The sequence below is a fragment of the Flavivirga eckloniae genome (assembly GCF_002886045.1).
GTDB lineage: Bacteria > Bacteroidota > Bacteroidia > Flavobacteriales > Flavobacteriaceae > Flavivirga > Flavivirga eckloniae.
Window position 1 is genome coordinate 5,265,828 of record NZ_CP025791.1, and the last position, 26,987, is coordinate 5,292,814.

Here is a 26,987-nt window from a genome sequence, read left to right on the forward strand (position 1 = left end):
ACTATTTATTTAAAATCCGAAGAAACGAATGATAATATTTCTCCTTTTGTTGTTTCTCGTGAAATCATTTTTTTTCCGTATCTCAAATTTAAGTTATTTCCTTCGATAGATTTAACTTCCACTGTTACCAATTCCCCATTTTTCCATTCGATTGAAAGCTCAAAAGCGCCTCTACCTTTTATTCCTGAAATTTTTCCAGAGGAGAGCGTTGAAGGAAGCGCAGGAAGAATATCTTGAAAATAGTCGCCTTTTTCATCACGTAAATGCGATTGTAATAGCATTTCGGTAATACCAGAAGTGGCTCCAAAATTTCCATCTATTTGAAAGGGTGGATGTGCATCAAATAAATTCACGTATAGACCTCCCCCTTCTATTTTTTTACCATCTGGATTTTGAGTTATGGCTGGAACCATTAGATTTTTAAGTATTAAAAATGAATGATCCCCATCTAAAAGTCTTGCCCAAAAATTAATTTTCCATGCTCGAGACCATCCGGTTCCACCATCGCCACGATGTTTAAGTGTTATTTTACATGCCTCTGCTAAATTTGGAGTTGTTAAAGGATGAATTTCATTTCCTGGATGCAGCCCCCATAAATGCGAAACATGACGGTGCTCGTTATTCGGATTATCTTTATCAACTAACCACTCTTGCAATTGACCATGTTGACCAATTAAGTTGGGGGCAATTTTAGCTCGTTTTTCTTTAATCATTTCGACAAATTCTGCATCAACCCCAAGTATTTCTGCAGCCTCAATGGTATTACTGAAAAGGTTTCTTATAATCTGATGGTCCATGGTTGGCCCCATCACCAGACCTCCATTTTCGGGACTGTTACTTGGACCGCTAATTAACCATTTTGGATTGTTGGGATCGGGTGTTAAATATCCAACAAAAAATCTTGAGGCTTCTTTTAATATTGGATAAGCTTTGTTTTTTAAGTATTCCTTGTTATTGGTAAATTGATAATGCCACCACAAATGTTTGCATAACCATGCACCTCCAGTAACCCAAATACCATGATTCGAATTATTAATAGGAGCAGCACCTCTCCACAAATCGGTGTTATGATGAGCTACCCAACCATCAAGGTTATAGTGTTCTTTTGCTACATTTTGTCCGCTCACCGCTAAGTCTTCCACCATTTGAATCATTGGACTTGTTAATTCTGACAGATTCGTAATTTCAGCTAGCCAGTAATTCATTTCAGCATTAATATTTAGGGTGTATTTGCTATCCCAAGACGGATTAAGTTGGTCATTCCAAATGCCTTGCAAATTGGCTGGTTGCGTGCCTGCTCTTGACGAAGAAATCAACAAGTATCTTCCATATTGAAACAAAAGAGAAACTAAACTAGGGTCTTCATCTTGTTCAAAAGAAATTAGTCGTTCGTTCGTAGGACGGTTTGAAATCTCTGAAGTTCCTAATTCCAGTTCTACACGATTAAAGAGCTTTTGGAAGTCTTTTATATGATTGTTTTTTAATTCTTTATATGATTTACCGTTTAAACCTTTGAGGTAATTTTCACATAGTTGGGCCGGATTACCACTAATATCTTTGAAATTGACAAAACTTGTTGCAGCGACAAGTTGTATAGTTGCTGTGTTAGCATTGACTACCTTTATAGTATCATTTTCGATTACTAATTTACCCCCGTCATTTACTATTTTTAAACGGGCTTCAAAAGTGATTTTGCTTTCGGGGTAAGGTGCTTTAATTACATCTAACGCTCTAGGATAATTATTAGCTTTACCCTTTAAAATAATTTCGTTCCCATTTACTATTACATCGTATTTAGAGTGTGGGGAATTTAAACCGATTGTAAAATTTAGTTTACCCTTTTTTGATGCTTCAATACGAATCAAAATTGCCTGATTTGGTTTAGAAACTAAAGCTTCACGTTTAAATTTGATGTTATCAATTTCATAGCTAACTGTGGTGATAGCGTTTTCTAAATTCAGTATTCGCTTAAAATTAATTGCTTTTTCATGCTTTGGAAAATTTAATAAAATATTTCCAAAAGGTTGATAACTAAACTGACCAAAAGGTTGTGACATGAAGCGTTCATTTCCCAATTTATGAGCTTGTTTTTGCTTACCTTCTGAAAGTAGTTGACGCAACTCGTCTAATACTTTATATGCCTCTTTATTTGCATAATCGTGTGGTTGTCCAGTCCATAATGTTTCTTCGTTAAATTGAATGGTTTCATTTACTGTTCCACCGTAGACCATAGCGCCCAAACGTCCATTTCCGATTGGCATAGCTTCGGTCCAACTACCTGCAGGTTTATCGTACCAAAGCATTGTAGATGGGTTTAATTCCTTTTCAATTTTTGAAAGATTGTCACAAGAAAATAGTTTTAATACAAATAATATAAGAACAAATCGAATTAGTTTTTTCATTATTTTTTCTATTTTAAAAATTTGGTGGACTTTGTAAACTAACGTGAGTTCGATTTAAAAGCAATCTAATTTTAACGATAAATACACTAAAAATGTTACTTGTCACCTTGAGTACTTCGGCTATGCTCAGCATAAACTAAAGTCGAAAGGTCACATTAAAACCTATAATTTTAAATAGGTTTCGACTTTAGCCTGTCTTGAGCGGAGTCGAAAGGCTCAACCCGACACTTAAATTAAATCACTGACATTCAGTATAATAATATTATGATTACGTCGAACTCACGTTAAACTATAACAAAGAGTTTGGTTTTACACTTATTAGCTATGTATTATACATCGTCTTGTGTACTGGATTTTCTGCTGATTATGTCTAAAGTTTCATTCACAAAATCGGTCTTTCCAAGAACATAAGAACCTCTGTCATTTTTAAATTTAGTGGCTAATTCTATTTTTAGATTTTCGTATTGTTTTGCTTTTTCGAGGTTAGAATTCAAGAAGTCTCTAAAGTCAATTTGTTTCCACATTACGTTATTTTTAGGACACATATGAATATGAAAAATCTGTTCTTTTGTTCCATCAACATTATATCCTTTTCCGAAAGATGAGTATGCTTCAATATTTTCTCTTGTAGGAACTACAAAATGTGAGTAACCCAATTCGGTAAATTTTACGATAAGGTTCTCGTTAAATAACATTTGTTTCGGAATTTCAATCATCAAATCGATATATGGTTTTGATTTAATGCTAGGAATTGATGAACTACCAAAGTGTTCTATACGTAAAATGGTCTCGCTTCCTACTTTATCAATTATTCGTTCTTTTTCGTTTTCGTAAATGTTTTTCCACTCTGGATTATGGTCAACCAATTCAATCGGAAAAAGTGTATTCCAGTCATCTTTGGTCAAATCATTTAAGGTTTTCTTCATTGTTGTAGCACGTTTTTTATTCACAATTGTTTAATTCTAAATAATATTTAATCGGATTACTATTTGTATAATCTTTTCCTTTTATTGATTTACAAAATTTCTCTTTATCCATTTCTATTATCAATTCCAAATATTCGATAAATTCCTCTGCAAATTCTCCGTCGGCGAAACTTATGAGCTTTAAACTCGGTAAGTAGAAATCATTATTTTTTTCAGAAGTCACTTTTTCAAAAATCAGTCGAGTGGTGTCATAGAAAAAATCTGTTTCTGCTAGTTTATGGTCAGGTCCAGTTGTTCCATAATATATTCCGAATTCAGTATAATTATCAGGAATTAATTTTATTAAAATAGCTTCGGGGATTTTCTTTTTCTTTAAGTATAATTCAGATGCGGTATTTAGGTTTTTTTCATATTCAGTTTCATTCAGAGTTTTTAATTCAGCTAAATGTCCCCAAGTAAGAAATGAAAAGATGATTAAAATTGGTGATGTCAAAATTTTACTCATAAATTTTCTTAATATGCTACAAATTATTAGAAAGAGTTTTATCTCAATTTCTTTATGGATAATATTTTTTGTATTCTCCTAACACGTATATCTTGAATATTGGGATCCTTAGATTTTTGCATTCCCTCACATTCATATATTCCCACAACTCTTACCTTTTCGTTTAAAAATTTTTTATCCGAGGCGGAAGTTGCATATAACGGAAGTTCCCCCTTATTATTGAGTCTTATTTCGAAATTAAAAAATTGAGTTCCACCACCTTTCCCAGCAAACCAAGGTCTGAAGTGTTTAAATTTGCCTTCAACTATAATTGTATCACCTTGGGTTAAGTTATCAAGATCTTTAGCCGATTTGACTACAGGATATGAAATAATAAAGTCGTCCGACCTTTTTTGGGAAATACTATGGTTAAAAGTAATTAGTGCGACATAGCACAAAAAATACTTTATAGTTTTAATAGTTATTTTCTTTTTCATTCTGAATCCGTTAAAAAACGAGCAACTAACTTTGGTTTAGCTAAAATTAACAATTTTCACAAGATATTGTGTTATGACTAGTTTATAAACTTCTCAATATCTCCTACCGAGCCGTTTGGGTATCCGTCTGTTTTATATTTTGTTTTTATTCAAAGAAAAGTTCGTCTTCATACATTTTTTCCGCAAATTCCATATCCAACAATTCTATTGTTTCAATTTTAAAGTCTGGTAGAGATTCTCCTTTAGAAGCACTGTTAAAACATTGCATCTGAAGATTCTTAGGAACATAGATTATCAACCCGTCAAAGGGAGTTCTGTTTATCCAATCTGTGTCCATATTAAATCCTAAACTTTTGTCAATTTCAAATGCTTTTGAAATATTAGAGCCAATACCGATACCGTTTTCTAAAGTCCCTGAATAGCCTTTTTTACAAATCATAGAACTAATTTTACCAGTAAATAAATCAATATTAAGTTCAACTTCCCTATTCGTTGTTGAGATATTTAAGAAAAAATACTTTTTGTCAATTTCATAGTTTAAACAGCTTTCGGCTTTCTCAAAAAAAGAGTTAGTCCAATCGATTTCGAAATCCGAAATTTTTTGAGTAAAGTTAAAGCCTCCGAGTCCAAGTTTAGGATCAATTACAGCACTTAAGTCTATCTGTAATGAATTTATACTTTCAATTCTTTTGCGTCCTTTCATTCTTATGTTAGTTAACGGTTTCGGCTATGAGTAATTGCATGGGGTAACACTTGGTTTTGCAAGTATGCACCAAACTGAAAATCTACGAGTATTTTCAAGAGTAGTCGAAAACAGGCGATTATTTATAACCACAGTTATTTTACAACAACATCTTTCAACTCAATAGTTTTCCAATCTTTATTTTCCTTAATAAATAACTCTATCATAGCTATATGACTTGAACCCGCTAAAATCATTATTCTTTCGTCAGAATCAGAAGTGTACTTTTGAATCAATGACCACATGTATATATTTCTTTTATACCATTCTGAGGTCAAATAGGCACCATTAAAATCCTCAACTTCTCCTGCAATGGGTAATAAATTATTATGAAGGTTATTTGACTTAAATCTGAATTCTTTTGTATTTTCTGCAAAAGTGAGTTCTTTTAGTGATACATCAGAGTCAATCATATTGTCAAATTCTATTGTATGGTCGGCAATAATTTTTTGGATTTTTTCCTTGAGTTCCATTTGATTACTTGATTCTATGTCATTCATAACCTTTTGATAAGGGAATTCAGTTTCAAGGTAATCTATGGCATAAATTTTATCCTGATTGTTCTTTTTTGCAATTCGAAATGCCAATTGAAAGATTTCGTTTTTTAAATAAAAATCGGAAAGACTGTCATTAAAGTATTTATCTTCTTTATACAGTTGATATAAGGAATCCAGTTCTTTTTGTTCATTATATGGCCATTCGACAAATATTTTAGTAGGATTGTAATTTTTTATTTCCGAAGAAATCTGTTCTAATTCAAGTTGAGATTTTTCATTCAAAATATCGAAGGATTTTGTTTTTGCAACATCGGCACCTGGATTGTTATAATGAAAAGTACCAACAAGAAGTACTTCTTTCTTATGATTATCTACGCTTTGATTTTTGTTTGTAGATTCTTCTTTACAACTTATTAGAATACTCAGTATTAAAAGTGAAATCAGTTTAATATTTGTCATTCGGTTTTTTAATTATGGCTAGCGGTCTCGTATATGAGACGTAGCGGATTTAATGTATTAACTTTTCGTTTTAGCACTGCCCTTAAATATACGAAAAAGCCATAGACGAGGCACAAACTCCGCTATGGCTTATATACAATGTTAGCCAACGTATTTTTTTAAAATCAATGCGGCACAATGTCCTCCAAATCCAAAGCTATTGCTCAAAGCGTAATTGATGTTCTTTGAAGTCTTTTCATTTAGTGATAAATTCAGCTCTTTTGGTATGTCCTTATCAACTTGGGTAGTGTTTATTGTTGGTGGAATCAAGTTTGTGCTTACCGATAGAGAAGTTGAAATGGCTTCAATAGCCCCAGTTCCACCCAATAAATGTCCTGTCATTGACTTTGATGCGCTGACTTGTATCTTATCAAGATTTGACTTGAAGAGTTTTTCAATCGCCTTTATTTCCGATAAATCTCCTAATCCGGTTGATGTAGCGTGAGCATTGATATAGTCAATTTTTTCTGGTAAAACATTTGCTTCCCTTATTCCGATTTCCATTGCCAAATAAGCACCAAGTCCTTCAGGATGTGTTCCTGTTATGTGATAAGCATCAGAACTTTCCCCACCACCAATAACTTCGGCATAAATTTTTGCACCTCTTTTCATTGCAGAGTCCAAACTTTCCAAAATCAAAGTTCCAGCTCCTTCACCCACCACAAAACCATCTCTATTTTTGTCAAAAGGTCTCGAAGCTGAACTATAGTTTTCATTGTTTGTCGACATAGCCTTCATAGCGTTAAAACCTCCAATAGACGATTCTGTTATAGGTGCTTCTGAACCGCCTGTTATAATGATATCTGCTTTGTTCAAACGTATATAGTTGAATGCTTGTATAAGACTTTGGGTTGAAGAAGCACAAGCCGTAACAGGACAATAATTTACACCACGAAGTCCGTAGTTTATTGAAATTTGCCCAGACAGACCATTGGAAATTATCTTTGGAATAAAAAAAGGATTAAATCGAGGTTGAAAACTATTCTTTGTAAAGTCGATAACTTCCTTTTCAAAAGTTTCAAAACCACCAATACCGCTTGAAAATATAACCCCAATTCTATTTGCATCTAATTTTGAAAAATCAAGTTCGGCATCATTAATAGCTTCTTCTGTTGAAATTAAACCGTACTGACTAAATCGGTCTAGCTTTCTTGATTCCTTTCGGTCAAAATAGTCCAAAGGGTCATAATCCTTTATTTCGCAAGCAAATTGGGTTTTAAATTTAGAAGCATCAAAGCGTGTTATTTTATTTGCTCCAGATACTCCGTTCAAAAGATTGCTCCAGTACTCTTTTGTATTTTTTCCTATTGGGGTAATAGCTCCCAAACCTGTTATTACTACTCGTTTCATTTTGTGAAATTATTATATATACCGTAAGGTATATGATTTGTTAAATTTTTTTTATCTCTTTTTTATTTGATTAATTTCAGCTTCTAAAAAATCTATATTGTTCAATAAAATTTCAGATTTGTCTAGGGTTTTTGCCAACATAATACTACCCTCAACCAATGCTATCATTCGATAAGAAAAGGTTTCGACATCAATGTCTTTCAGTTCATTTTGTTTTATTCCTTCTTTCAAAATGGTAACAATTCTTTGATGCCAATTATGAATGGTTTTAATGACTTCTTCCTTTAGTAAATCGTTGCCATCGTCTGCATCTACTGCTGTATTGAGAATGGCACAACCACCATTATTAAAAATGGGTCTAAATGCAGTTCTGTAATGATTTAGGAAAACCGATAATTTATCGATTGTATTATTTTGTTGATTGATTTTTTGGAGTATTTGCTCTGATTGAAACTTATAATTGTATTTGAATGCCTCAACAGCAACCTCATTTTTATCCTTAAAATTGCCATATATACTGCCCTTTGTCAAACCTGTGGCATTGGTCAAATCCGACAAGTAAGTTCCGGTATATCCTTTTTTGTTGAATATGGAAGCTGTCTTTTCAATTATTAATTGCCTTGTTTTCTCCGAACGTATCATATTACAAATATACTCTACGGTATATAAGTATGCAAAATTTTATTCCTGTTTGATTTTTTTAGTTAATTTTTTGGGTTGTTTTTTATACTTTGGCTAACGGTCAAGTATAAGCGGTCGTTTTAATGCCGCTTATACATTGTTAGCAGTATTTATTAATTCCCTTACTTCTGAGCTAACACGTTCAATAATCCAATCATTATCTTCAAAAGACAGTTCTTTCAAAAGATTATCATTGTTTTCATTAAAATCTATTAATATGTCCTGCACGCATTCTGTTACAATGTCCTTTAGTCTTTGCTGATTATCAATGTCTAAAGCTCCAACTTTAGAGATAGCGCTCTCTAATCTATTAACGGTTATGTAGTTTCTTAATTCATCAAGTATGAACGCTAGATCTTCGGTTTTTGATGAGACATTTGGTATATACGACCATTTTTCAGCTTGATGGAATTTATTTTCCTCGTCAAATTCTCTGTTCTTCAATTTAACAATTGGTCGGGAAGAAATAGAGCGATCATTTAGTTGTTGGTTAAATGGTTTAACTACTACCCCTTCAATTAAATTATCCTGTAATTCACGAATACCTAATTGTTTAGGGATTGTGGAATTTATTCGAGTGTTAAAGTTCATGGCATCTCTAAACTTACCTATGAGTAATGGTTTTGCATGGAACAGATTGTGTTTTTCGAAATAGGAAATTGCGGTCTCATAGTCCAAATAATATTTTGAATTATCTTTTTCGACTGCAATATCAAAAGCACAAAACTTAATAGATGGGGAATAATAAACTCCAGTTTGTATAGCATTTACATTATTATCAGCCTGAACATCTTCATGCGGATATTCGCCACCAAACAATTCCCCATATACAATATATTTATCTCCGGCATTGTTTGAACTTAAGTCTTCAAACAAACGTATTATATTACCTTCAATTTCCCTTACAACGAGCTGGAAACCGAAAAAATCATCGTTCCACGATAAATATTCCTTCCGTTTAGCAAATTTCAATGTTCGATTTTCATATACAAAACTAAAGTTTGCACCATGAACTTTTTCAGTCACAACCCATTTTAACTTCTCCATTTTGGAGAAATCATTTTCACTTAACCCAAGCTTTTTTAAACTGCTTGGCATTTTTTCATAACCTGAAAATTCACTCATAGTATTTCAATTACTGCTAACTAAGTTATATAATCAATTGCGTCTATTTCTCTTATATCTTCAAATATATACAAAACCCTATGTCTACGAAGGATTTTATATATAATTAAAGCTATTAGCTTATAATCCCTTCCTCTTGTCGATTCTTTTTATACTTGTTTAATTGCTCTGTGTGCTTGTTTTGCAAATGATCTTTTAAAACTTTGGAGCCATCATATTGATAAAAACGTAAATCATGTTCCTTTTGGCGTGCAGAGCTAAAATTTGAAACGCGTTTTAAATACCCAATTACTCTTGTGCCATAATCCACATTTTTAGAATCGCATTTACTGCATTTTTGTAGTGTTCTTTTATCTATGTTGGCACATTCGTTACAAATGGTTATTTTAATATTAAAACAGAAATAGTTGCATCCGGTTTGTGCTGTGGCATGAATTAATTTTAAAAAGCCTTCTTTATTTGGTGCTTCTTCAAGATTTAAATGAAGGGCAGAACCTCCATCTAAATATTGTATCATCTCGTTGCCATGAAGCATTATTTTGTCTAATGGATTAACAGAATCATCTTCAACAGCATAGAAATAAGAATTATAACAATCTCTTGGTACGAACAGACCATCTTCCTTATCCCATTTTGCATTTTTAACACCTAAATTTTCAGCAGGTACAAACTCGGTGTTAAACATATAACCATATTCTTTTTTTGCCTCTTTATTGGTATCATAAATTATTTTTAAATGCCTGCTTACAAATGCTTTGTAAACGGCACTGTTTTCTGGTTTAATGCCCTGACTTTCGGCAGCTTCAACCATACCGTTAATGCCTATGGTTAAAAATTGTTTGTCTAACGAAATAAATCCGGCATCATAAACTGGTAGCATACCAGCTTCTTTATATTCTTCGATTAGTTTACGATAGGCCACCTGGTATTTCTGGATTTTTTGTATTTCGGTTTTTAAGTCAAGTTGTTTTTGGACTAGGCGATTCATGTTTAAGGTGATCACATTTATAGAACCTGTAGATACACCTCCTGCACCAAGCGAATAGCTAAATGTATTATCGCTAATTTCGTTTCTTAGTCTACAGCATGATGCTAAGCTATCGGCACTTTCCGATTGATAAATAAAAAAAGAATTTCCTTCACTTAATTCTGTGGCGCACATATCTGCAAATGCTGTATCAACGGGTTTGCCTTCTTTTACCAACATAGCTGCTGTAACTACAGGAAATGTGAGTACTGCTTTTTCTCTTTCTTTGTTAAACCATTTCATAAAAAACTGCTGTAGGTTCTTTAAGCTTTCCCATTGCGGCTTGGTCATATCTGGAAATACAAAATCGCCAAACATACTATTGAAATATTGTTCATCGTACAGGGAAATATTCCAAAAAACAGATTGATACCCACGAGCAGCTGCTGGTTGATTAATGGCATAAACGGCATGTTGAAGGTGGTTTTCCACTGTTTTTGTATTGGTATTTAAATAATCATCTCCAAAATCAATTCTGGCGAAATAGTCGAAATACAATAAAAACTCAACAGTGGCCAGAGCACCCGCAAACTGCGAACTAACAGCAAAAACAAGATTAACAAATTCGCCACAGTAACTTTCCAGATGTTGTGGCGCCTTGCTTTCTCCGCCAAGTTTGGTTAATCCATCGAATAAAAAAGGATACATACTAATAGAGGTGCAATAAGGTTTTAAAGAGGTTTCGTCATGCACATATATTTCATGCTCTTCTATTTGCCTGATATATTCATTGGCCAGATCTTTACCAAAAAGATTTTCTATTTTGTTTTTTACCAGTTGTCTGTTTACTTGAACATTAATATCCTTGTTCAATTCGGCTTCCATGGTAGCAATATTTTTGTTGGATACATTGGCATTTGCGTCCATTTTAGATCCGTCTGCTGCATTACTTGCAGAAATGTAATTTTCAATAAAGCTAATTTTTTTAGAAATCTGTTCGCTTGTTAATCTAATCATGGCTTAATAGTTTTTTAAGAATAAATGATTTAATGTGTTGTTGGTTTTTACTTCAATGAATTTTTGATTGGTTTTTGGGCTATCCAAGCCTCCAAGTAGCTCTATCCATGGTCCTGTTTTTACCCAAGTAAGTTGAGATAAGATGCTTTCATCTAGTTTGGTTTCTCCAGAATAGAGACAGGTTTTGTATCCGTTTTTTTGAGCACATTTTAAATAACTAATTAGGTCTTCTTTGTGCCATTCTCCTCCCATAAACAGGACACAACTCGCCATGCCTTTATATTTGTCTAAGATGGTTTTAAAGAAACTTTTAGATAGTAATTGACCGCTACCTTTTTTCCAAAGGTTAGGGGAGTGGCAGCCTTTACAGCGTATACCACAACCAGAGATAGTAAAGCAAATGCTCACTTCTCCTGGAACTTCCTGAAATACTATTTCTAAATTAGAGTAATACAGTTTTTACCAAATTATATCCATTTGCAATACATAGAATTGTATTACTTGAACATTACTAACTTGTCATAAAAAAAGGTACGTTTATTCGATAAAGGAATACACCGTGCCATTCGCTTTTTTCCCGAAAGCGTGACTTATATTGAATATGGCAGGTCTTCTGACTTACTCTGGTTGTTACGTCTTCCCGTTCGGTTGGAGAACAGTGACTAAGAATGTAGAACCATTTATAGAGTTTACAGCTGCGGGAACAGTTCAGGTTTTTCACCTGATTCCCATTTTAATCCTAACAATAGAAAATTGTATTAGAACCAAATTCTATTCAAAGATAAAAAGGCTTTTTTCTGTATTTAGAGTTTACTTTTTTAGTTATTAAACAACTTATGAACAGGTTATGTAGCTACCTATTTTAACTGTTGTTTACCAGTAATGTACGTTGGGTTTTTAGAATATTGAATAACCAAAAATGATTGATAATGTTTGATAGTTTGAATTCCAAAAAACATATTCTCCTAAAAGTTCTCTGCGCGTTTGATACCTCACTTCTAAACTGTATGTATCATAGATTTTATAACCTACTCCAAAGGCCAAATTAGTTCGAGTTTGAATATCTAGAGTACTAAAAACAATATTATTGGTGTTTATAAATTCAACTGATGAGTTTAGGTTTGCATCGAATACATAGGAAACATTTGCGAAAATCTTAGAATCATCATTAAGGAAAAAATAGTGCCTTAAACTCAAGGGGATTTCAATAGAACTATAAGCGACTTTTGTTGTTAAACTCCCTCCAGATATGTTATTTGCATTAGTTGTTTTTTCAGATTTAAAACTTTGATAAGTTGGTTCGATTGAAATGGACCATTTATTTTTATTAAAGGGTAATATGTATTCTGCTTCAATACCAAAGCCGAAGTTTAATTTACTTCCTAAATCGGTATCTGTAAAGTTTGATCTGGTATTCTCTATTTTTAAAGAAGCGTTGTTCAAGCGAGGTCTAATAGATAGATTGAATAAATCTCTTTTTTTATTTTCATTATAATTTGTAAAGTCTGAATTATTACATCTATTGTAATCGGTAAAAAAAGATATTAAACTGTTCTTTTTATACTTTAAGTTTTCAACTCGTTTCATTTCAATTATAGAACACTTTAAATCATTCCATAATTGTTGTTTAAATTGGACATTTTCCTTTATGTAGTAATAGTCTAAAGTGTTGTACCTTTTATAAATTAATGGCTCAATATTAGAGTCTTCTTTATTGTAGAAATATCGTCTTAAATTTTCATCTACATATAGGTATAAATTGGCTTTACCCTCAACCAATACTTTTAAAAAGAGTTTTTCTTCACTAAATATGGGTTCACTACTACGACTTAAATTATCAATACTTTCTCTAGATCGATCTATTTTTACTTGCTCTCTTATGTATTTTGAGTCATTATAAATTCCAAATTCCCGAACGTAGCTAATATTGGTGTTTTTTATATCACTAGTTTCCGATAGCTTGTATTCGAAATCTTTCGGATTGTTTTTCCAGTCTATGTTTTTGATTAGACATTCAACTTTTTGTCCGGAATTGTCTATGTAATATCCTTTTTCAAAAGAAATTTGAGAATAACAATTAAGGCCTAAAATTGTAACGAAAAGTAATAATAAGTGATCTTTTATTGATAATAACATCGAATAATTGATTTAGGGTTTGAGAGTAGGCGTTTAATATTTTAAGAACCAAATGTAGTCTTTTTAAAGGAAATTTAATTTTAAAAACTTACAATTTTGAAAGTGTTTTTAATAAAAAAACAATACATTGCTTAATAGAGGTTTTATTAATAATGGTAATTGAAACACGAAATAGCATTATTCGATTAGTATGAAATTATTTATTAGCTAAAAGGTGGTTAAAGCTATAACACACCTTTTAATTTTGAAATATGAAGAAAGTCTTCTAAAAATCTATTTTATTGGAATATAAAATTCTGTTTTAAGCTTGTGAGGTTCTACACGTTCCGGATTGCTAATGTATTTTTCTCTAACAGTTTCATCGCGCAATTCATATTCATTATTTAGAAGCCATTCGTTAAAAATATAGTTATATACGTCGGCAAAGAAATCATAGCTTCCTTGGTATAAAAACACGGCAAATTTACCACCTTTAAGTGTTTTAACACCAATGTCGTCTACAGCTTTGGCGTCTTTATGTATTACTAAACACGAGTCGTACCTGATCTTATCGTCATCGGTTACTTTTGGGTCATCATATGGCAATCCTAAATGCTCTATGCCTGCTGTAAATAGTTTTTGTTCTTTTACCACGCCCCAAAGTTTTTTCCATGCCCCAGGATAGTCTAATGTTTTATAAGGGCCCTGCATACGCACATAGATACATTTTTTATCTTCTATGTCCAGGATTTTTGGTTTTTTAATGTTTAAAATTTTGTTGTTTTCTGTATTGGATGTTGTTCCCATAATCGTCTTTTTTTTAATTGTGAATGATTTGTTTTTGCGATACGCAGTGGGAGTTACACCAAAATAATTTTTAAATTTTTTAGATAAGGATGAAGGTGTTTCAAAGCCAACACTATAAGCAATGCTTTCAATATCTAAAGAGGTATATCGAATCATTTTTGCAGCAGTTTCTACACGTGTTCTGGAAATATATGCTCCAATGGGTTCTCCTAATAACGCTCTACTAATACGATGAAAATGAAACGGCGAAAAATGTGAGATCTCGGCCAGCGTTTTAATATCTATCTTACTATCTAAATGATTGTGTATGTATTCTACAATGATATTTAGCTTTTGATTGTAAAACGCTTTGTTGTTTTGCTCGAGCTTCATTCTTGTCGTATGAGTTAAATAATAGTATGACAAATGTATTCACTAATTAAGATATAGACTTTTCCAAACTTGCTGAATTGTTTTTATTTCATGATCATGAAAAATAAAAATTAATCATTTATTATGTAACTTATTAGGGGCATTGGTTGTCATATTATAAAATGTTTACTATTTAAACAGATCAATTGAAAGTTTAAATCTTATAATTTCTTAATACATGCATGGAAACTTAAGCTTTTTGAATATGTAAATTATGTGAAAAGTTTGTAAAAGTTTATCATTTCATTATTACTAGAGTAAAGGAAATTCTATGTTTGTTTATGTAAAGTGCTTTTATATTAAGATGTATCGAACAAATCATTTATTGGAATATGAAACACCTAAAACTTTTAATAGTTATTATAACACCATTGGTCATCGTACTTTAAAATATGTAATGCTTAAACAAATCAATCAAAATTCAGGTTTATGAAATCAATTTCAAATTATTTTTTATCTAGAAAAGGTCTTTTAATAGTTGCTATCGTATTAGTGTGCCATATGAGTTTTGCTCAAACCAAAGTAGAGCAAATAGATAAACTTATAAATACTTATGTGGAATATGGTAAATTCAATGGGTCTGTTTTGGTATCAGATCAAGGTAAAGTTATTTATAAAAAAGGTTTTGGAATGGCAAATATGGAGTGGGACATTCCTAACCAGCCCAATACCAAGCATCGTTTAGGTTCTATTACTAAACAATTTACGGCCATGTTGATTTTACAATTAGCAGCCGAAGGTAAATTAGATTTGCAAGCACCAATTACACAATACCTTCCAGATTATCCTAAAGCCACAGGGGATAAAATAACAACACATCATTTACTAACGCACACATCAGGAATACCAAATTACACATCATTTCCAAGGTTTTTTCAGGATGAAAGCCGCAACCCGTACACACCAGATGAGTTTGTAAAAAAGTTTTCGGATAAAATATTAGAGTTTACACCAGGCGAAAGATTTAATTATAGTAATTCAGGGTATTTTCTTCTAGGTGTTCTTGTTGAAAAATTGTCTGGGAAGACCTATGAAGAAGCACTTCATGATCATATTTTTGCGCCTCTTAACATGAACGATACGGGTTATGATCATCATGGTGTTATTTTAAAGAACCGAGCCACAGGTTATCAAAAAAAAGGGAATGGCTATATAAATTCAAACTACTTAGATATGTCTATCCCTTATGCAGCAGGCTCCTTGTATTCAACCGTAGAAGATCTATATTTATGGGATCAAGCTTTATATACCAATAAGCTACTTTCTCAAAAATTTATGGATCTTTATTTTAAGCCTCATATCCCTGCTTTTGGTAACAGTCATTATGCTTATGGCTGGGGTGTTGGTAAAAGCCCTATTGGGAAATCTACCGATAGTATTTACACCATTGGTCACGGTGGTGGTATTAACGGATTTAATACTAATATCTCCAGAGCAACTTCAGATAAATCCTTGGTGGTGCTTTTAAATAATACAGGAGGAGCACCGCTTAACCAAATAACACGAGCTATTCGTGGAATTATGTATGGTAAAGCGTACGATCTCCCTAAAAAATCGGTTGCTAATGCCGTATTAAATGTTATTCAAGACAAAGGGATTGATGCAGGGATTACACATTATAAAACCATTAAAGATTCAGAAACCTACAATTTAAGTGAAAGGGAAATGAATGGTATTGGTTACCAACTCATGGGTTCTGATAAAGTAGAAGAAGCCGCAAAAGTATTTAAATTAAATATAGAGGCCTTTCCTAAATCATCAAATGTTTATGATAGTTATGCCGAAGCTTTAATGAAACTAGGAAAGAATGATCTGGCCATAGCCAATTATAAGAGATCTGTTGAGTTAAATTCTAATAACCAAAGTGCCATAGATAATTTAAAGAAGTTAGGTGCTGATGTTTCAGAATATGAGAAAGAAATAATTGTATCAGAAGACATTTTAGAAACTTACTTAGGTAAGTATGAGCTCATGCCTAATTTTATTCTTACTGTTACAAGAGAAGGTAATCAATTAAAAGCGCAGGCCACAGGACAACTCGCATTTGATGTTTTTCCTAAATCTGAAAATGTGTTTTATTATAAGGTCGTTGCGGCACAATTAACGTTTAATAAAAATGATGCTGGCAAAGTAGGTAGCGTCACTTTATTACAAGGTGGTCGAGAAATTACTGGTAAACGTATGGAATAATAGTTTTGTTGAAAAATGAATAAGCATAGCATTGTTTTTGAAATGTGTTTTATTTTTTTAGGGAGAGCTACAGTCGCAGGATTGAAAGCTTATACCAAACCATTTATAAGCCCCACATTAACTTCATGAACTCCTTCAAAAGGTACAATGTTTACATTATGTCCAAATAATTCAACGGCTCTTTCAGTTTCCATAATCATACGTTCTTCATTTAACCAGGCATCATCTTTTCCATAAATAAGAGATACTTTGGCGTTTAAAAATTTTAAATCCTCTGCAGCTAATTCTTTAGGAATCCTACCAGAATGCAATATTAATTGACTGCATTGTAATTTTCTTTTTGCTACATAACGTGCCGCTATACTAACACCTTGAGAGTATCCTAAAACAATTAACTTTTTACTCTCAGGGATGTTTTCTGTTTCTAAAACGGCATCCAGATAGTTCATGATGTTTTCGGTTTCAGCCACGGTGTTTTCTCTTGTTAACCAGTTGGCACCAATATGCTTAAAATTTGATTTCAAATAATATTTACTGCTGGCCTGTGGTGCTATAATATAGTTTTCTTCTTCATTGAGCTGTTTGAAGTATTTTAAAAAGTAACGGCTTAAATAGCCCATACCATGGCAAACCAGCCAAACATGTTTGGTCTTACTAGTAAGCGTATTTAAAGTAGAATAGGTATTTGTGGTTTGATACGATATTTCTTTTTCGGTAGAATTCATTTGTTAAACGGGTTTTGTACTTTTGTTTCAAACATTAAAAATAAATTATTCTATGCAATTATCTAAGGAAGAAGTTTTGGCACAAGCAAATGCAGCTTGTAAAAATACTTTAATGGAGACCTTGAATATTGAAGTAATAGATTTTGGGGATAACTTTTTAATAGCTAGAATGCCTGTTACCCCAAGAGTGCATCAACCTGATGGTGTGCTACATGGCGGTGCTACCGCTGCTTTAGCAGAAAGCGTGGGGAGTTTTGCAACACATATTTTTATTGATACCGAAAAATTCTTTGTTCGTGGTATAGAAATTACGGCGAATCATTTAAAAAGTGTAAAAGAAGGTTTTGTTTATGCTAAAGCCTCTTTTTTACATAAGGGCAGAACAACGCAATTAATAGATATTCGGGTTACAGATGATGCCGATAATTTAATTTCAATTTGTAAATTATCTACTATTGCTTTACCAAAAAGAAATAGTTAATGACGTTGGAATCTTTTTTAAGTCGTATTGAAACACAATACATCAATAAATTACCCTTTGTTGCTTATAGAAAACCGAAAGAGGATCGGATAAATGCCTTATTACAACAAACAAGCGATTTACATTATGCAAGCGATTTTACCGAGAAAGGTTTTGTGTTTTCTCCTTTTGATGATGCCGAAAAAACAGTTTTAATCCCTTTAGATACTTCTAAAAGCTTACATATAGATTCTGTTGATTTTAAAAATGCTACGGAATCTACAAATAAAAAGGAAGAAGTTACAACCGAAGATTTAAAAGAGAAACAACAACATATTGAATTGGTTAAAAAAGGTGTTGAAGCTATTTCTAACAATCAATTTAAAAAAGTTGTACTGTCTAGGCAAGAAACTGTAACTGTTTCAGAATCCAACCCGATATCCATTTTTAAAAGGCTTTTAAGTACTTACAAATCTGCGTTTGTATACTGTTGGTATCATCCTAAAGTAGGGCTGTGGTTAGGTGCTACGCCAGAGACGTTAATTAAAATTGAAGGCCATCGGTTTTCAATTATGGCGCTAGCTGGTACACAAGATTATAATGGGACGTTGAATGTGGTTTGGCAGGACAAAGAAAAGGAAGAGCAACAGTTTGTTACCGATTTTATAGTAGACAACTTAAAACCTACGGTTGAACGTTTTAAAATTTCTGACGTAGAAACCGTAAAAGCCGGAAACTTACTGCATTTAAGAACAATGATTACAGCACAGTTAAAGCCCGAATCGAGTTTAAAAGAAGTTATTTCTGTACTTCATCCAACACCAGCAGTATGCGGTTTGCCAAAATTGGAAGCCAAACAGTTTATTTTGGAAAATGAACATTATAACAGAGCATTTTATACGGGCTTTTTGGGAGAGCTTAATATGGAAACCCAATTACAATCAAGATCTGCAAAACGCAATATTGAAAATAGAGCTTATACCATTAAGAGGAAAAGTACACGTTTGTATGTGAATTTAAGGTGCATGCAATTGCAAAATACAGAAGCGATTATTTATGTAGGGGGTGGGGTGACGAAACATTCTGTTCCTGAAAAAGAATGGCAGGAAACCGTATCTAAATCTTTAGTAATTAAAAATGTTTTGTAATAGTGCTTTCCAAAAATCTGGAAAATAAAGCTGAAACCATACCTGAATTAAAGAAATCCATCCCGGAATATAATGCGGCTTAAACCGATACATGTTTTGCATACCTGTATACCTCCTTTTTTTGTAGCTTAAATTTTTATCGTATTCTGTTTTTAATATTGTGTTCATCATCTTATTGGTCTGTTTTGAGGGCATTTTTTATGTATTGATACCACAAATGTATCCACTCTATAAACCATTGTCTTTTCCAATCTTGCTGAATATGTTTTGATGTGTATTAAAAGCGTATTGTAGATTCCTACATAAGTAGCTATAGGTGTAATTAAAAGCGTTTTGTAGTTAAGTATTTCTACCTATTTATTATTTTAGCGCCTAGATTACTACTACATGATTTATCCAAAAATCCCAATGGCGCAAACAGCTATACAACTATGTAAAGCTAAAGGTGTTAAACATATTATTATTTCTCCAGGCAGCAGAAATGCTCCATTAACTATAGGTTTTTCTAACGACGATTATTTTAAGTGTTATAGTATTGTAGACGAGCGTTGCGCAGCTTTTTTTGCTTTAGGAATAGCACAACAGTTGCAAGAACCTACCGCAGTTGTTTGTACTTCGGGTAGTGCCTTGTTAAATTATTATCCGGCTGTAGCCGAAGCGTTTTATAGTGATATTCCTTTAATCGTATTATCGGCAGATAGACCAAAACATTTAATTGGTGTTGGCGACGGACAAACCATTAATCAGAAAAATGTATTCGAAAGCCATATTTTATATTCAGCCAATTTAAAACTTGACTTAAGGGATATTGAAAATGGTATAGAAGAGGAGCTTCCTATTTTTAAAAGTTTGGAAAATAAGGCTGAAACATTACTTGGGTTAAAAAAAACGGTTCAGGAATATAATGAGGAAACTATAAATAAGGCTATAAATACAGCGATCCTTAAAAAAGGCCCTGTACATATTAATCTGCCGTTCGATGAGCCTTTATACGACATGGTAAATGAATTATCTGTAGCACCGGTTTTTATCGCTGCGGAAGATAAGCCGTTACAAATTGATGATTCTATTTTAAATGCTTGTGTTAAAGATTGGAATACGGCTTCAAAAAAGATGGTTATTGTTGGTGTTAATCAACCCAATCAAATAGAGAAACGTTGGTTAGATGTTTTAGCGACCGATAACAGTGTTGTTGTGTTTACAGAAACCACATCGAATTTACACCATGATGCATTTTTCCCGAGTATAGATAAAATAATTGCACCTTTAAAGCATGAAGATTTTGAAATGCTTCAACCAGATATTTTACTAACATTTGGAGGTTTGGTTGTATCGAAAAAGATAAAAGCATTTTTAAGGACTCACAAACCAAAACAGCATTGGCATGTTGATTTAAAGAAAGCAAACGATACGTTTTTCAGTTTAAATTGTTTTATAGAAACGACACCTAATTATTTCTTTTCTGAATTTTTACCAAAAACAAAACGGATTGAGAGCGACTATAATGCCTATTGGGCTCATGTAAAACAATCGAGGCTTAAAAAGCATGACGATTACCTAAAGAGTATAGACTTTAGCGATTTAAAAGTTTTTGATGCTGTATTAAGTTCGATACCTAACGATACTATTTTACACTTAGGAAATAGTTCTACGGTACGCTATGCACAATTATTCAATTTAAATAAAACGTTGGAAGTGTTTTGCAATCGTGGTACCAGTGGTATCGATGGATGCACATCAACAGCTATTGGGGGTGCAGTAGCAAGAGCTGAGCAAACCACGCTAATATCTGGCGACTTAAGTTTTCTGTACGATAGCAATGCCTTATGGAATAACCATATACCTAATAACTTTAGGATAATTATTATAAATAATGAGGGTGGAGGCATTTTTAGAATTCTTCCTGGACATAAAAACACTGAAAATTTCGATACTTATTTTGAAACAAACCATCATTTAACGGCAGAGCATTTATGTAAAATGTATGGGTTTAAATACGAATCGGTTTCAGATGAAATCACATTACAATCGGCGTTGGGTACATTTTATTCAGAGGATAATCAGCCTAAGTTGTTAGAAATTTTCACGCCTAAAAACCTTAACGATGAAATACTTTTAAACTATTTCAGGTTTTTAAGGTAAATAACCTGTAACGTTCTCTCATTTTAGATATCTAAAAAATAGTTATATTTAGAAATAGAGATTAAGACGAAATATTTTACAAACACATTAAATAGTTATTATGAATAAAAGAGACGAGCTTATTGAAAAGTATGCTGCAGATTTAAAAGACAAGTTTGGAGTCGATGCAGATATGGATTTATTAACCAAAGTTGCTATTGGTTGTGGTCCATCTATTTACAATGCAGATTCTTCAACAGTTTCTGGTTCGGACGAATCTGAACTGGCAACCGTTAAAAACAATTTTTTAATTAAAAAGCTTGGTCTGGAAGATAGTGCCGATTTAGATAAAGGCATTATTGAAGTCATGGATAAGTACGGTCAATCTAATCGTAATAAGTATCGAGTTGTTGTATATTATTTATTAACGAAACATTTCAAAAAAGAATCGGCTTACTAGTATAGATTCTTTAATATAAAATAATAAGCGTTTCAATTGTTGTAACGCTTTTTTAAAGGCTGTCTGAAAAGTATGTTTAATGTCATATTGAGCTTGTTGAAATGTTTTTAACTCACTGATAATCAATATCGGTTTCAACAAGCTCAACCTGATAAAGTAAAACACAATGGCTTTTCAGACAGTCTCTTTTTATGGTCTTTATTTCATGTAAAAATCATGTAATTCCAAACAAAATACTCGGTCTAATATTGTTACCTTTGCGGCATGATACATTTAGGACAGATAAATACACTAGAAATACTTAGAGAAACAGACCACGGCGTATATTTAATTGATGATGAAGATAACGAAGTGTTGTTGCCAAACAGGTATGTGCCAGAGGCTTTTAAAATTTGGGACAAGTTAGAGGTTTTTGTGTATTTAGATAATGAGGAACGTCCTGTTGCTACAACAGATATGCCTTATATTATGCGTAATGATTTTGCATTGTTACGTTGCAATCAGATAACCGATTATGGTGCTTTTTTAGATTGGGGACTAGTAAAGGAGTTATTTTGTCCGTTTAAAGAGCAAGCCTTTAAAATGAAACCGGGAGGTTGGTATTTGGTGTATTGTTATTTAGATGAAAGAACCGACAGGTTAGTGGCTTCAAGCAAGACGAATAGATTTTTAGACAACAAAGAGTTAACCGTAAAGGAATTCGATGAAGTCGATTTAATTGTATCGCATCCTTCAGATATTGGTATGAATGTTATTGTAAACAAAACCCACTCTGGACTTATTTATAAAAATGCGATATTTTCAGATCTTAGCGTTGGCGATAAGCTAAAAGGTATTGTTAAGAAAATCCGTCCGGGAAATAAGTTAGATATTTCCTTGGGAAAAATAGGTTATAGAAATATTGAGCCTAATGCCAAACGTATTATGCAAGAACTTGAGGATAATAGCGGGTATATAAACTTAACCGATAAATCGAGTCCCGAAGTTATAAAAGAGACACTTCAAATGAGTAAAAAGAACTTCAAAAAAGCAGTCGGAACCTTATATAAAGAGCGTCAAATCGAAATAAAACCAGATGGGATTTATTTAGTTTAATGTCGTTACCAGCCTTTTTTTTACTTTGTAGTAAACAGCATTAATAGCTTCATATAAAGAGTCGTATTCAATGTTATCGTCGGCACAGAAATTGTTTTCAATCCTTGCATTCATTTTACTGGCAGCATTGTGACCCACGACACCATAAGCGCATAAATTGTTTGCTTGTTTTCTAAACAGGTCTACATCTATAAGTTTTACAGAGTAGGAATGTATTCTATTAGCAATGATTCCAAATGGTCTTGATTCTCCAAAATATGATTTGAACTCGTCAAAAAAATCGATAGAATTGTTAATGTCTACATGTACGCCTTCATTAAACTCAACAACAGCTACGTGGTTGAAAAAAAAGATAGTTCCTAATTCTTTTTTTATGGTTTTTAGAACATGGTTTGAAATTTCGGACTCAATTATTTTCATACCTTAATACTTAATTAGATGCTACTTTTAATTTATTATAGACTTCGTTTAAAATGTAATGGTTTGATTATTAATAAATAAACCTCTGTTTGCTTTAAAATTTTTGAGCCTGCAAATTTACGATGCTTACATAATATATTTATATAGGTATTGTATTATTATCTAAAATTCATTTTTTAGCTTAAAAGTCTATTAATATTCTATAAGCTTATTAGTCTTGTTGTCGAAGGTTTAAATAATTGTGTGAAATTTTGAAGATAATTTATAGGGTTATGGCTATAAAATTGTAGGTAGGAATACTAAACGTCTCGAAGAAAGGCTTTTTTTGTTTAGTAAGAACAATTGTTCAATTGTTTTTATAAGATTCGTTAAGATCTTAACATCACTTTAATTCGAAAATTGAGAAAGCGCATTTTTTTAGTGCAGCGAAAGCAATATGTCATTTTTTACTTTACTGTAAACTTTAGTCATAGCCTCATGAATACAATCATAACTGATTTTATCGGCATGGCAAAAGCTATCTTCTATTTCTGCATTCATTTTGCCTGCGTTATTATAAGCCACAACGGCATAGTAACATAAACTTCTAATTTTCTGTTTGAATAACTTTGCGTCCATTAAATTTATAGAGTAAGAGTTTATTCTATTGGCTATGACTCCAAAAGGTCTGGAGTTACCAAAATAATTTATGAGTTCGTCGAAAAATTCGGAGGAATTATTTATATCTATGTGCACACCTTCGTTAAATTCTATAACCGCTATGTGCTTAAAAAAGAATACGTTTCCTAGTTTTTTTTGTACAGATTTTACAATATGATTTGAAAAATCAGATTCAGCAATTTTCATAATTATTAACTTCTTTGGTTAGAGTTGAGAGGCAGGAAGTTATAATTTCCGTTAATCTATATTCTGTTTTTAACAAAAAAACAGAATACTAATATAACACGATTGTATTATAAATTCAAGACTAAACAGCTTTCAGTTTTATTTTTTACGAATAATTCTATGTTTTTTAATTAAGGTTATATTATTGTTAAGTTTTTATGTTAAATGTTAACAAATGTTTATGCTTTTAAATATTGCTATTTTTTAATAGTTGTTTTTTGTGGTCTAACCTATATGTGCCAGCGCCCCAAATTTAGTATTTTTGCCAAATGATTAATCAAGATACCATTGTAGCTTTAGCAACACCAGCAGGTGCTGGAGCAATTGCTGTTATACGTTTATCTGGAAAAGATGCTATAAATTTTGCAGAAAATCGATTTAAATCGGTTTCGGGTAAGCAGCTTAGCAAACAGGCTACTCATACCATTCATTTGGGACATATTGTAGATGGTAATAAAACTATAGATGAAGTATTGGTATCGGTTTTTAAAAACCCAAACTCGTATACTGGGGAAGATGTAGTTGAGATTTCTTGTCATGGATCTAACTATATTCAGCAGGAAATCATTCAATTGTTTTTACGCCAAGGGTGTAGAATGGCCACAGCAGGGGAGTTCACCTTACGGGCTTTTATAAATGGAAAATTGGATTTAAGCCAGGCAGAGGCCGTTGCAGATTTAATATCCAGTGATAATGAAGCATCACACCAAATAGCCATGCAACAAATGCGTGGTGGTTTTTCGTCCGAAATTGCCAAGCTTCGCGAAGAACTTTTAAACTTTGCATCTTTAATAGAATTGGAACTTGATTTTGCAGAAGAGGATGTTGAGTTTGCAGATAGAACCCAGTTTAAAGATTTAATAGAACGTATTACGTTTGTTTTAAAACGTTTAATAGATTCGTTTGCCGTTGGTAACGTTATTAAAAATGGTATTCCTGTAGCTATAGTAGGGGAGCCTAATGTTGGAAAATCTACATTGCTTAATGCCTTACTAAATGAAGAGCGTGCTATAGTGAGTGATATAGCCGGAACTACCAGAGATGCTATTGAAGATGAAATCAATATTGGCGGTATAGGGTTTAGGTTTATAGATACGGCAGGTATAAGAGAAACCAAAGATGTGGTTGAAAATATTGGTATTAAAAAAACCTTTGAAAAGATTGCACAGGCTCAGGTTGTTGTATACTTGTTTGATGCTGAAGCTATTTTTTCACAGAAGTCAACCATCGATGCCATTACTACAGAAATCGAAAAGATTAAAAATAAATACCCTCAAAAACCACTAGTGGTTATAGCCAATAAAGTAGATGCGATTTCTAATACAGGACTAGAAGAACTTACCGATAAGGTTTCTGATATTAAACTCATTTCTGCAAAAAACCGAAAAGGTATTGAGGATTTAAAAATCACGCTTTCTAACTTCGTTAATACGGGAGCTTTACGTAATGATGAAACCATCGTAACCAATTCCAGACATTATGATGCTCTACTAAAAGCCTTTGAAGAAATTCAAAAAGTTCAGCATGGATTAGAAACTGGATTGTCGGGAGACCTTCTGGCCATCGATATTCGTCAGGCCTTATATCATTTTGGTGAGATAACCGGTGAGATTACTAATGATGATTTACTTGGTAATATTTTTGCTAATTTTTGTATCGGGAAGTAATTCTATTAAGATATATCAAGGTATTACATGTAATATGTTTGATTATTAGTTGTTTGTGGTTTTGTTTTAAAATATTATTTCATTATTTTTTGTGCCGTTTTGTTCTTTTTTGTTTATTATTGTATCGTTTTTGTGCCGAATTTAATCAAAAGGCACAAAACGGCACAAAAAACAAAAGAATGAATGTATCAGTTAGAAAGAGGAAGTTGAAAAACGGTAAAGAAGGTTTATTTCTTGATTATTATTTTCCCGAAGCTGCTCAAAAACGTAAAAAAGAAGCTTTAAAGCTTAGTGTTTATTCTACTCCGAAATCGTCAAAGGAAAGAGATCATAATAAAAAAACTATGCTCTTAGCAGAAAGTATAAGGTCAAAGAGGTTATTAGAACTTCAACATGACAAACATGGTTTTTCTCATTTGATTAAAGATGGTTTGACAGAAAACTTTATAACCTATTTTTCCGAACAAACAGATAAAAGATATAATAGTTCTGGAAATTATGGAAGCTGGGATAGTGTATTAAAACATCTAATAAAATACAAAGGAAATAATGTGTTATTTAGAGAAATAGATTCTAAATGGTTAGAGGAGTTCAAAGATTATTTAAAGAATGCAGCAAGAACAAAAAGCAATAAATCTTTATCTCAAAACTCGTGCTATTCATACTTCAATAAGGTTAGGGCGTGTTTAAAACAAGCTGTAAAAGATAAAATAATTAGTTATAATCCTGCTATAGATGTTCAAGGGTTTAAGCAAGGGGAAACAGAAAGAGAGTTTCTTACTTTGGAAGAACTTAAGACAGTCACTAAAGTTGAGTGCGAAATACCTATACTCAAACAAGCTTTTCTATTTAGTGCTCTTACTGGGTTACGTTGGTCAGACATCAACAAATTAACTTGGAAAGAAGTTCAATATTCTGATGAGCAAGGCTTTTATATACGTTTTAAGCAAAAGAAAACGAAGAGTTATCAAACACACCCAATTTCTGAACAAGCACGTAGCATTTTAGGTGAAGAAGGCAATAATGACGAGAGAGTGTTTAAAGGGCTTAAATATAGCGCATGGCATAATTTAAAACTTCAGCAATGGGTAATGAAAGCAGGTATTAGTAAAACGATTACTTTTCATTGTGCTCGTCATACTTATGCCACTTTACAGCTTACACTTGGAACGGATATTTACACAGTATCAAAGTTGCTAGGACATAAGGAATTAAAAACTACACAGATTTACGCAAAAATTATCAATCAGAAGAAGGTAGACGCTGCTAATGTTATACCTGATATTAACGTTTAACT

General features: G+C 32.5%; 25 protein-coding genes and 1 riboswitch. Of the genes, 8 read left to right on the top strand and 17 right to left on the bottom strand.

Translation table 11 applies throughout. From position 1 onward, the window contains the following. Positions 1-5: 5 nt before the first annotated feature. From C1H87_RS21755 to C1H87_RS21815, 13 genes are all read right to left on the bottom strand, one after another. Positions 6-2,402 (bottom strand): glycoside hydrolase family 95 protein, encoded by a 2,397-nt coding sequence (locus C1H87_RS21755; protein WP_102757838.1) that lies wholly within the window; start codon positions 2,400-2,402, stop codon positions 6-8. 329 nt (positions 2,403-2,731) lie between these two features. Beyond that, entirely contained in the window at positions 2,732-3,328 is a 597-nt protein-coding gene (locus C1H87_RS21760) for a GrpB family protein (protein ID WP_158655318.1), read from the bottom strand. 16 nt (positions 3,329-3,344) lie between these two features. Continuing rightward, entirely contained in the window at positions 3,345-3,833 is a 489-nt protein-coding gene (locus tag C1H87_RS21765) for a hypothetical protein (RefSeq protein ID WP_102757840.1), read from the bottom strand. A gap of 38 nt (positions 3,834-3,871) precedes the next feature. Then, positions 3,872-4,309 (bottom strand): hypothetical protein, encoded by a 438-nt coding sequence (locus C1H87_RS21770; protein WP_102757841.1) that lies wholly within the window; start codon positions 4,307-4,309, stop codon positions 3,872-3,874. 145 nt (positions 4,310-4,454) lie between these two features. After that, on the bottom strand, positions 4,455-5,012 hold the full coding sequence (locus C1H87_RS21775) for a hypothetical protein (RefSeq protein WP_102757842.1): 558 nt from the start codon (positions 5,010-5,012) through the stop codon (positions 4,455-4,457). Between the two features lie 134 nt (positions 5,013-5,146). Next, entirely contained in the window at positions 5,147-6,007 is an 861-nt protein-coding gene (locus tag C1H87_RS21780; RefSeq protein WP_102757843.1) for a DUF5694 domain-containing protein, read from the bottom strand. A 141-nt stretch (positions 6,008-6,148) separates the two neighbouring features. After that, on the bottom strand, positions 6,149-7,396 hold the full coding sequence (gene fabF / locus C1H87_RS21785) for a beta-ketoacyl-ACP synthase II (RefSeq protein WP_102757844.1): 1,248 nt from the start codon (positions 7,394-7,396) through the stop codon (positions 6,149-6,151). 51 nt (positions 7,397-7,447) lie between these two features. Then, a complete protein-coding gene (locus C1H87_RS21790) occupies positions 7,448-8,038 on the bottom strand; it encodes a TetR/AcrR family transcriptional regulator (RefSeq protein WP_102757845.1) in 591 nt (196 codons plus the stop codon). A gap of 129 nt (positions 8,039-8,167) precedes the next feature. Beyond that, a complete protein-coding gene (locus C1H87_RS21795; RefSeq protein WP_102757846.1) occupies positions 8,168-9,202 on the bottom strand; it encodes an RNA ligase family protein in 1,035 nt (344 codons plus the stop codon). Positions 9,203-9,317: 115 nt separating this feature from the next. Next, positions 9,318-11,186: an anaerobic ribonucleoside-triphosphate reductase gene (gene nrdD, locus C1H87_RS21800; protein ID WP_102757847.1), complete on the bottom strand. Its 1,869-nt coding sequence runs from the start codon at positions 11,184-11,186 to the stop codon at positions 9,318-9,320. A 3-nt stretch (positions 11,187-11,189) separates the two neighbouring features. Continuing rightward, entirely contained in the window at positions 11,190-11,642 is a 453-nt protein-coding gene (gene nrdG, locus C1H87_RS21805) for an anaerobic ribonucleoside-triphosphate reductase activating protein (protein ID WP_102757848.1), read from the bottom strand. A 130-nt stretch (positions 11,643-11,772) separates the two neighbouring features. Beyond that, positions 11,773-11,970: riboswitch (cobalamin riboswitch) on the bottom strand. 113 nt (positions 11,971-12,083) lie between these two features. Continuing rightward, positions 12,084-13,322, bottom strand: coding sequence for an outer membrane beta-barrel protein (locus C1H87_RS21810; protein ID WP_102757849.1), 1,239 nt, complete (start codon positions 13,320-13,322; stop codon positions 12,084-12,086). A 273-nt stretch (positions 13,323-13,595) separates the two neighbouring features. Next, positions 13,596-14,480 (bottom strand): AraC family transcriptional regulator, encoded by an 885-nt coding sequence (locus C1H87_RS21815; RefSeq protein WP_102757850.1) that lies wholly within the window; start codon positions 14,478-14,480, stop codon positions 13,596-13,598. A 468-nt stretch (positions 14,481-14,948) separates the two neighbouring features. Between C1H87_RS21815 and C1H87_RS21820 the strand changes: the two genes are divergently transcribed. Continuing rightward, complete coding sequence (locus tag C1H87_RS21820) at positions 14,949-16,709, top strand: serine hydrolase (protein WP_102757851.1); 1,761 nt, start codon at positions 14,949-14,951, stop codon at positions 16,707-16,709. 89 nt (positions 16,710-16,798) lie between these two features. On the opposite strand, the gene C1H87_RS21825 is transcribed toward C1H87_RS21820, so the two are convergent. Continuing rightward, positions 16,799-17,434, bottom strand: coding sequence for an alpha/beta hydrolase (locus C1H87_RS21825; protein WP_102757852.1), 636 nt, complete (start codon positions 17,432-17,434; stop codon positions 16,799-16,801). A gap of 52 nt (positions 17,435-17,486) precedes the next feature. On the opposite strand from C1H87_RS21825, the gene C1H87_RS21830 reads away from it, so the two are divergent. Both C1H87_RS21830 and C1H87_RS21835 read left to right on the top strand, forming a co-directional pair. Beyond that, positions 17,487-17,915, top strand: coding sequence for a PaaI family thioesterase (locus tag C1H87_RS21830; protein WP_102757853.1), 429 nt, complete (start codon positions 17,487-17,489; stop codon positions 17,913-17,915). Then, on the top strand, positions 17,915-19,042 hold the full coding sequence (locus C1H87_RS21835; protein WP_102757854.1) for a chorismate-binding protein: 1,128 nt from the start codon (positions 17,915-17,917) through the stop codon (positions 19,040-19,042). Before C1H87_RS21830 ends, C1H87_RS21835 begins: the two co-directional genes overlap by 1 nt. On the opposite strand, the gene C1H87_RS21840 is transcribed toward C1H87_RS21835, so the two are convergent. After that, the gene (locus C1H87_RS21840; protein WP_158655319.1) at positions 19,019-19,213 is read right to left on the bottom strand and encodes a hypothetical protein; all 195 of its coding nucleotides are present in this window, start codon (positions 19,211-19,213) and stop codon (positions 19,019-19,021) included. The two genes, C1H87_RS21835 and C1H87_RS21840, sit on opposite strands and share 24 nt — an antisense overlap. A gap of 216 nt (positions 19,214-19,429) precedes the next feature. On the opposite strand from C1H87_RS21840, the gene menD reads away from it, so the two are divergent. The 3 genes from menD to C1H87_RS21855 all read left to right on the top strand — a co-directional run bounded on the left by menD (position 19,430) and on the right by C1H87_RS21855 (position 22,718). Next, positions 19,430-21,184: a 2-succinyl-5-enolpyruvyl-6-hydroxy-3-cyclohexene-1-carboxylate synthase gene (gene menD / locus C1H87_RS21845; protein WP_102757856.1), complete on the top strand. Its 1,755-nt coding sequence runs from the start codon at positions 19,430-19,432 to the stop codon at positions 21,182-21,184. A 100-nt stretch (positions 21,185-21,284) separates the two neighbouring features. Continuing rightward, positions 21,285-21,623, top strand: coding sequence for a DUF2853 family protein (locus C1H87_RS21850; RefSeq protein WP_102757857.1), 339 nt, complete (start codon positions 21,285-21,287; stop codon positions 21,621-21,623). A 264-nt stretch (positions 21,624-21,887) separates the two neighbouring features. After that, positions 21,888-22,718 (top strand): CvfB family protein, encoded by an 831-nt coding sequence (locus C1H87_RS21855; RefSeq protein WP_102757858.1) that lies wholly within the window; start codon positions 21,888-21,890, stop codon positions 22,716-22,718. Here C1H87_RS21855 and C1H87_RS21860 read toward each other — a convergent pair. Both C1H87_RS21860 and C1H87_RS21865 read right to left on the bottom strand, forming a co-directional pair. Next, positions 22,710-23,138 (bottom strand): hypothetical protein, encoded by a 429-nt coding sequence (locus C1H87_RS21860; protein ID WP_102757859.1) that lies wholly within the window; start codon positions 23,136-23,138, stop codon positions 22,710-22,712. The two genes, C1H87_RS21855 and C1H87_RS21860, sit on opposite strands and share 9 nt — an antisense overlap. Before the next feature lie 417 nt (positions 23,139-23,555). Further along, on the bottom strand, positions 23,556-23,984 hold the full coding sequence (locus tag C1H87_RS21865) for a hypothetical protein (RefSeq protein ID WP_102757860.1): 429 nt from the start codon (positions 23,982-23,984) through the stop codon (positions 23,556-23,558). Between the two features lie 308 nt (positions 23,985-24,292). Here C1H87_RS21865 and mnmE point away from each other — a divergent pair, with 308 nt between their 5' ends. Together mnmE and C1H87_RS21875 are read left to right on the top strand one after the other, a co-directional pair. Beyond that, entirely contained in the window at positions 24,293-25,690 is a 1,398-nt protein-coding gene (gene mnmE, locus C1H87_RS21870; protein ID WP_102757861.1) for a tRNA uridine-5-carboxymethylaminomethyl(34) synthesis GTPase MnmE, read from the top strand. Positions 25,691-25,869: 179 nt separating this feature from the next. Beyond that, on the top strand, positions 25,870-26,985 hold the full coding sequence (locus C1H87_RS21875) for a site-specific integrase (protein ID WP_102758366.1): 1,116 nt from the start codon (positions 25,870-25,872) through the stop codon (positions 26,983-26,985). The last annotated feature ends 2 nt before the right edge of the window (positions 26,986-26,987 follow it).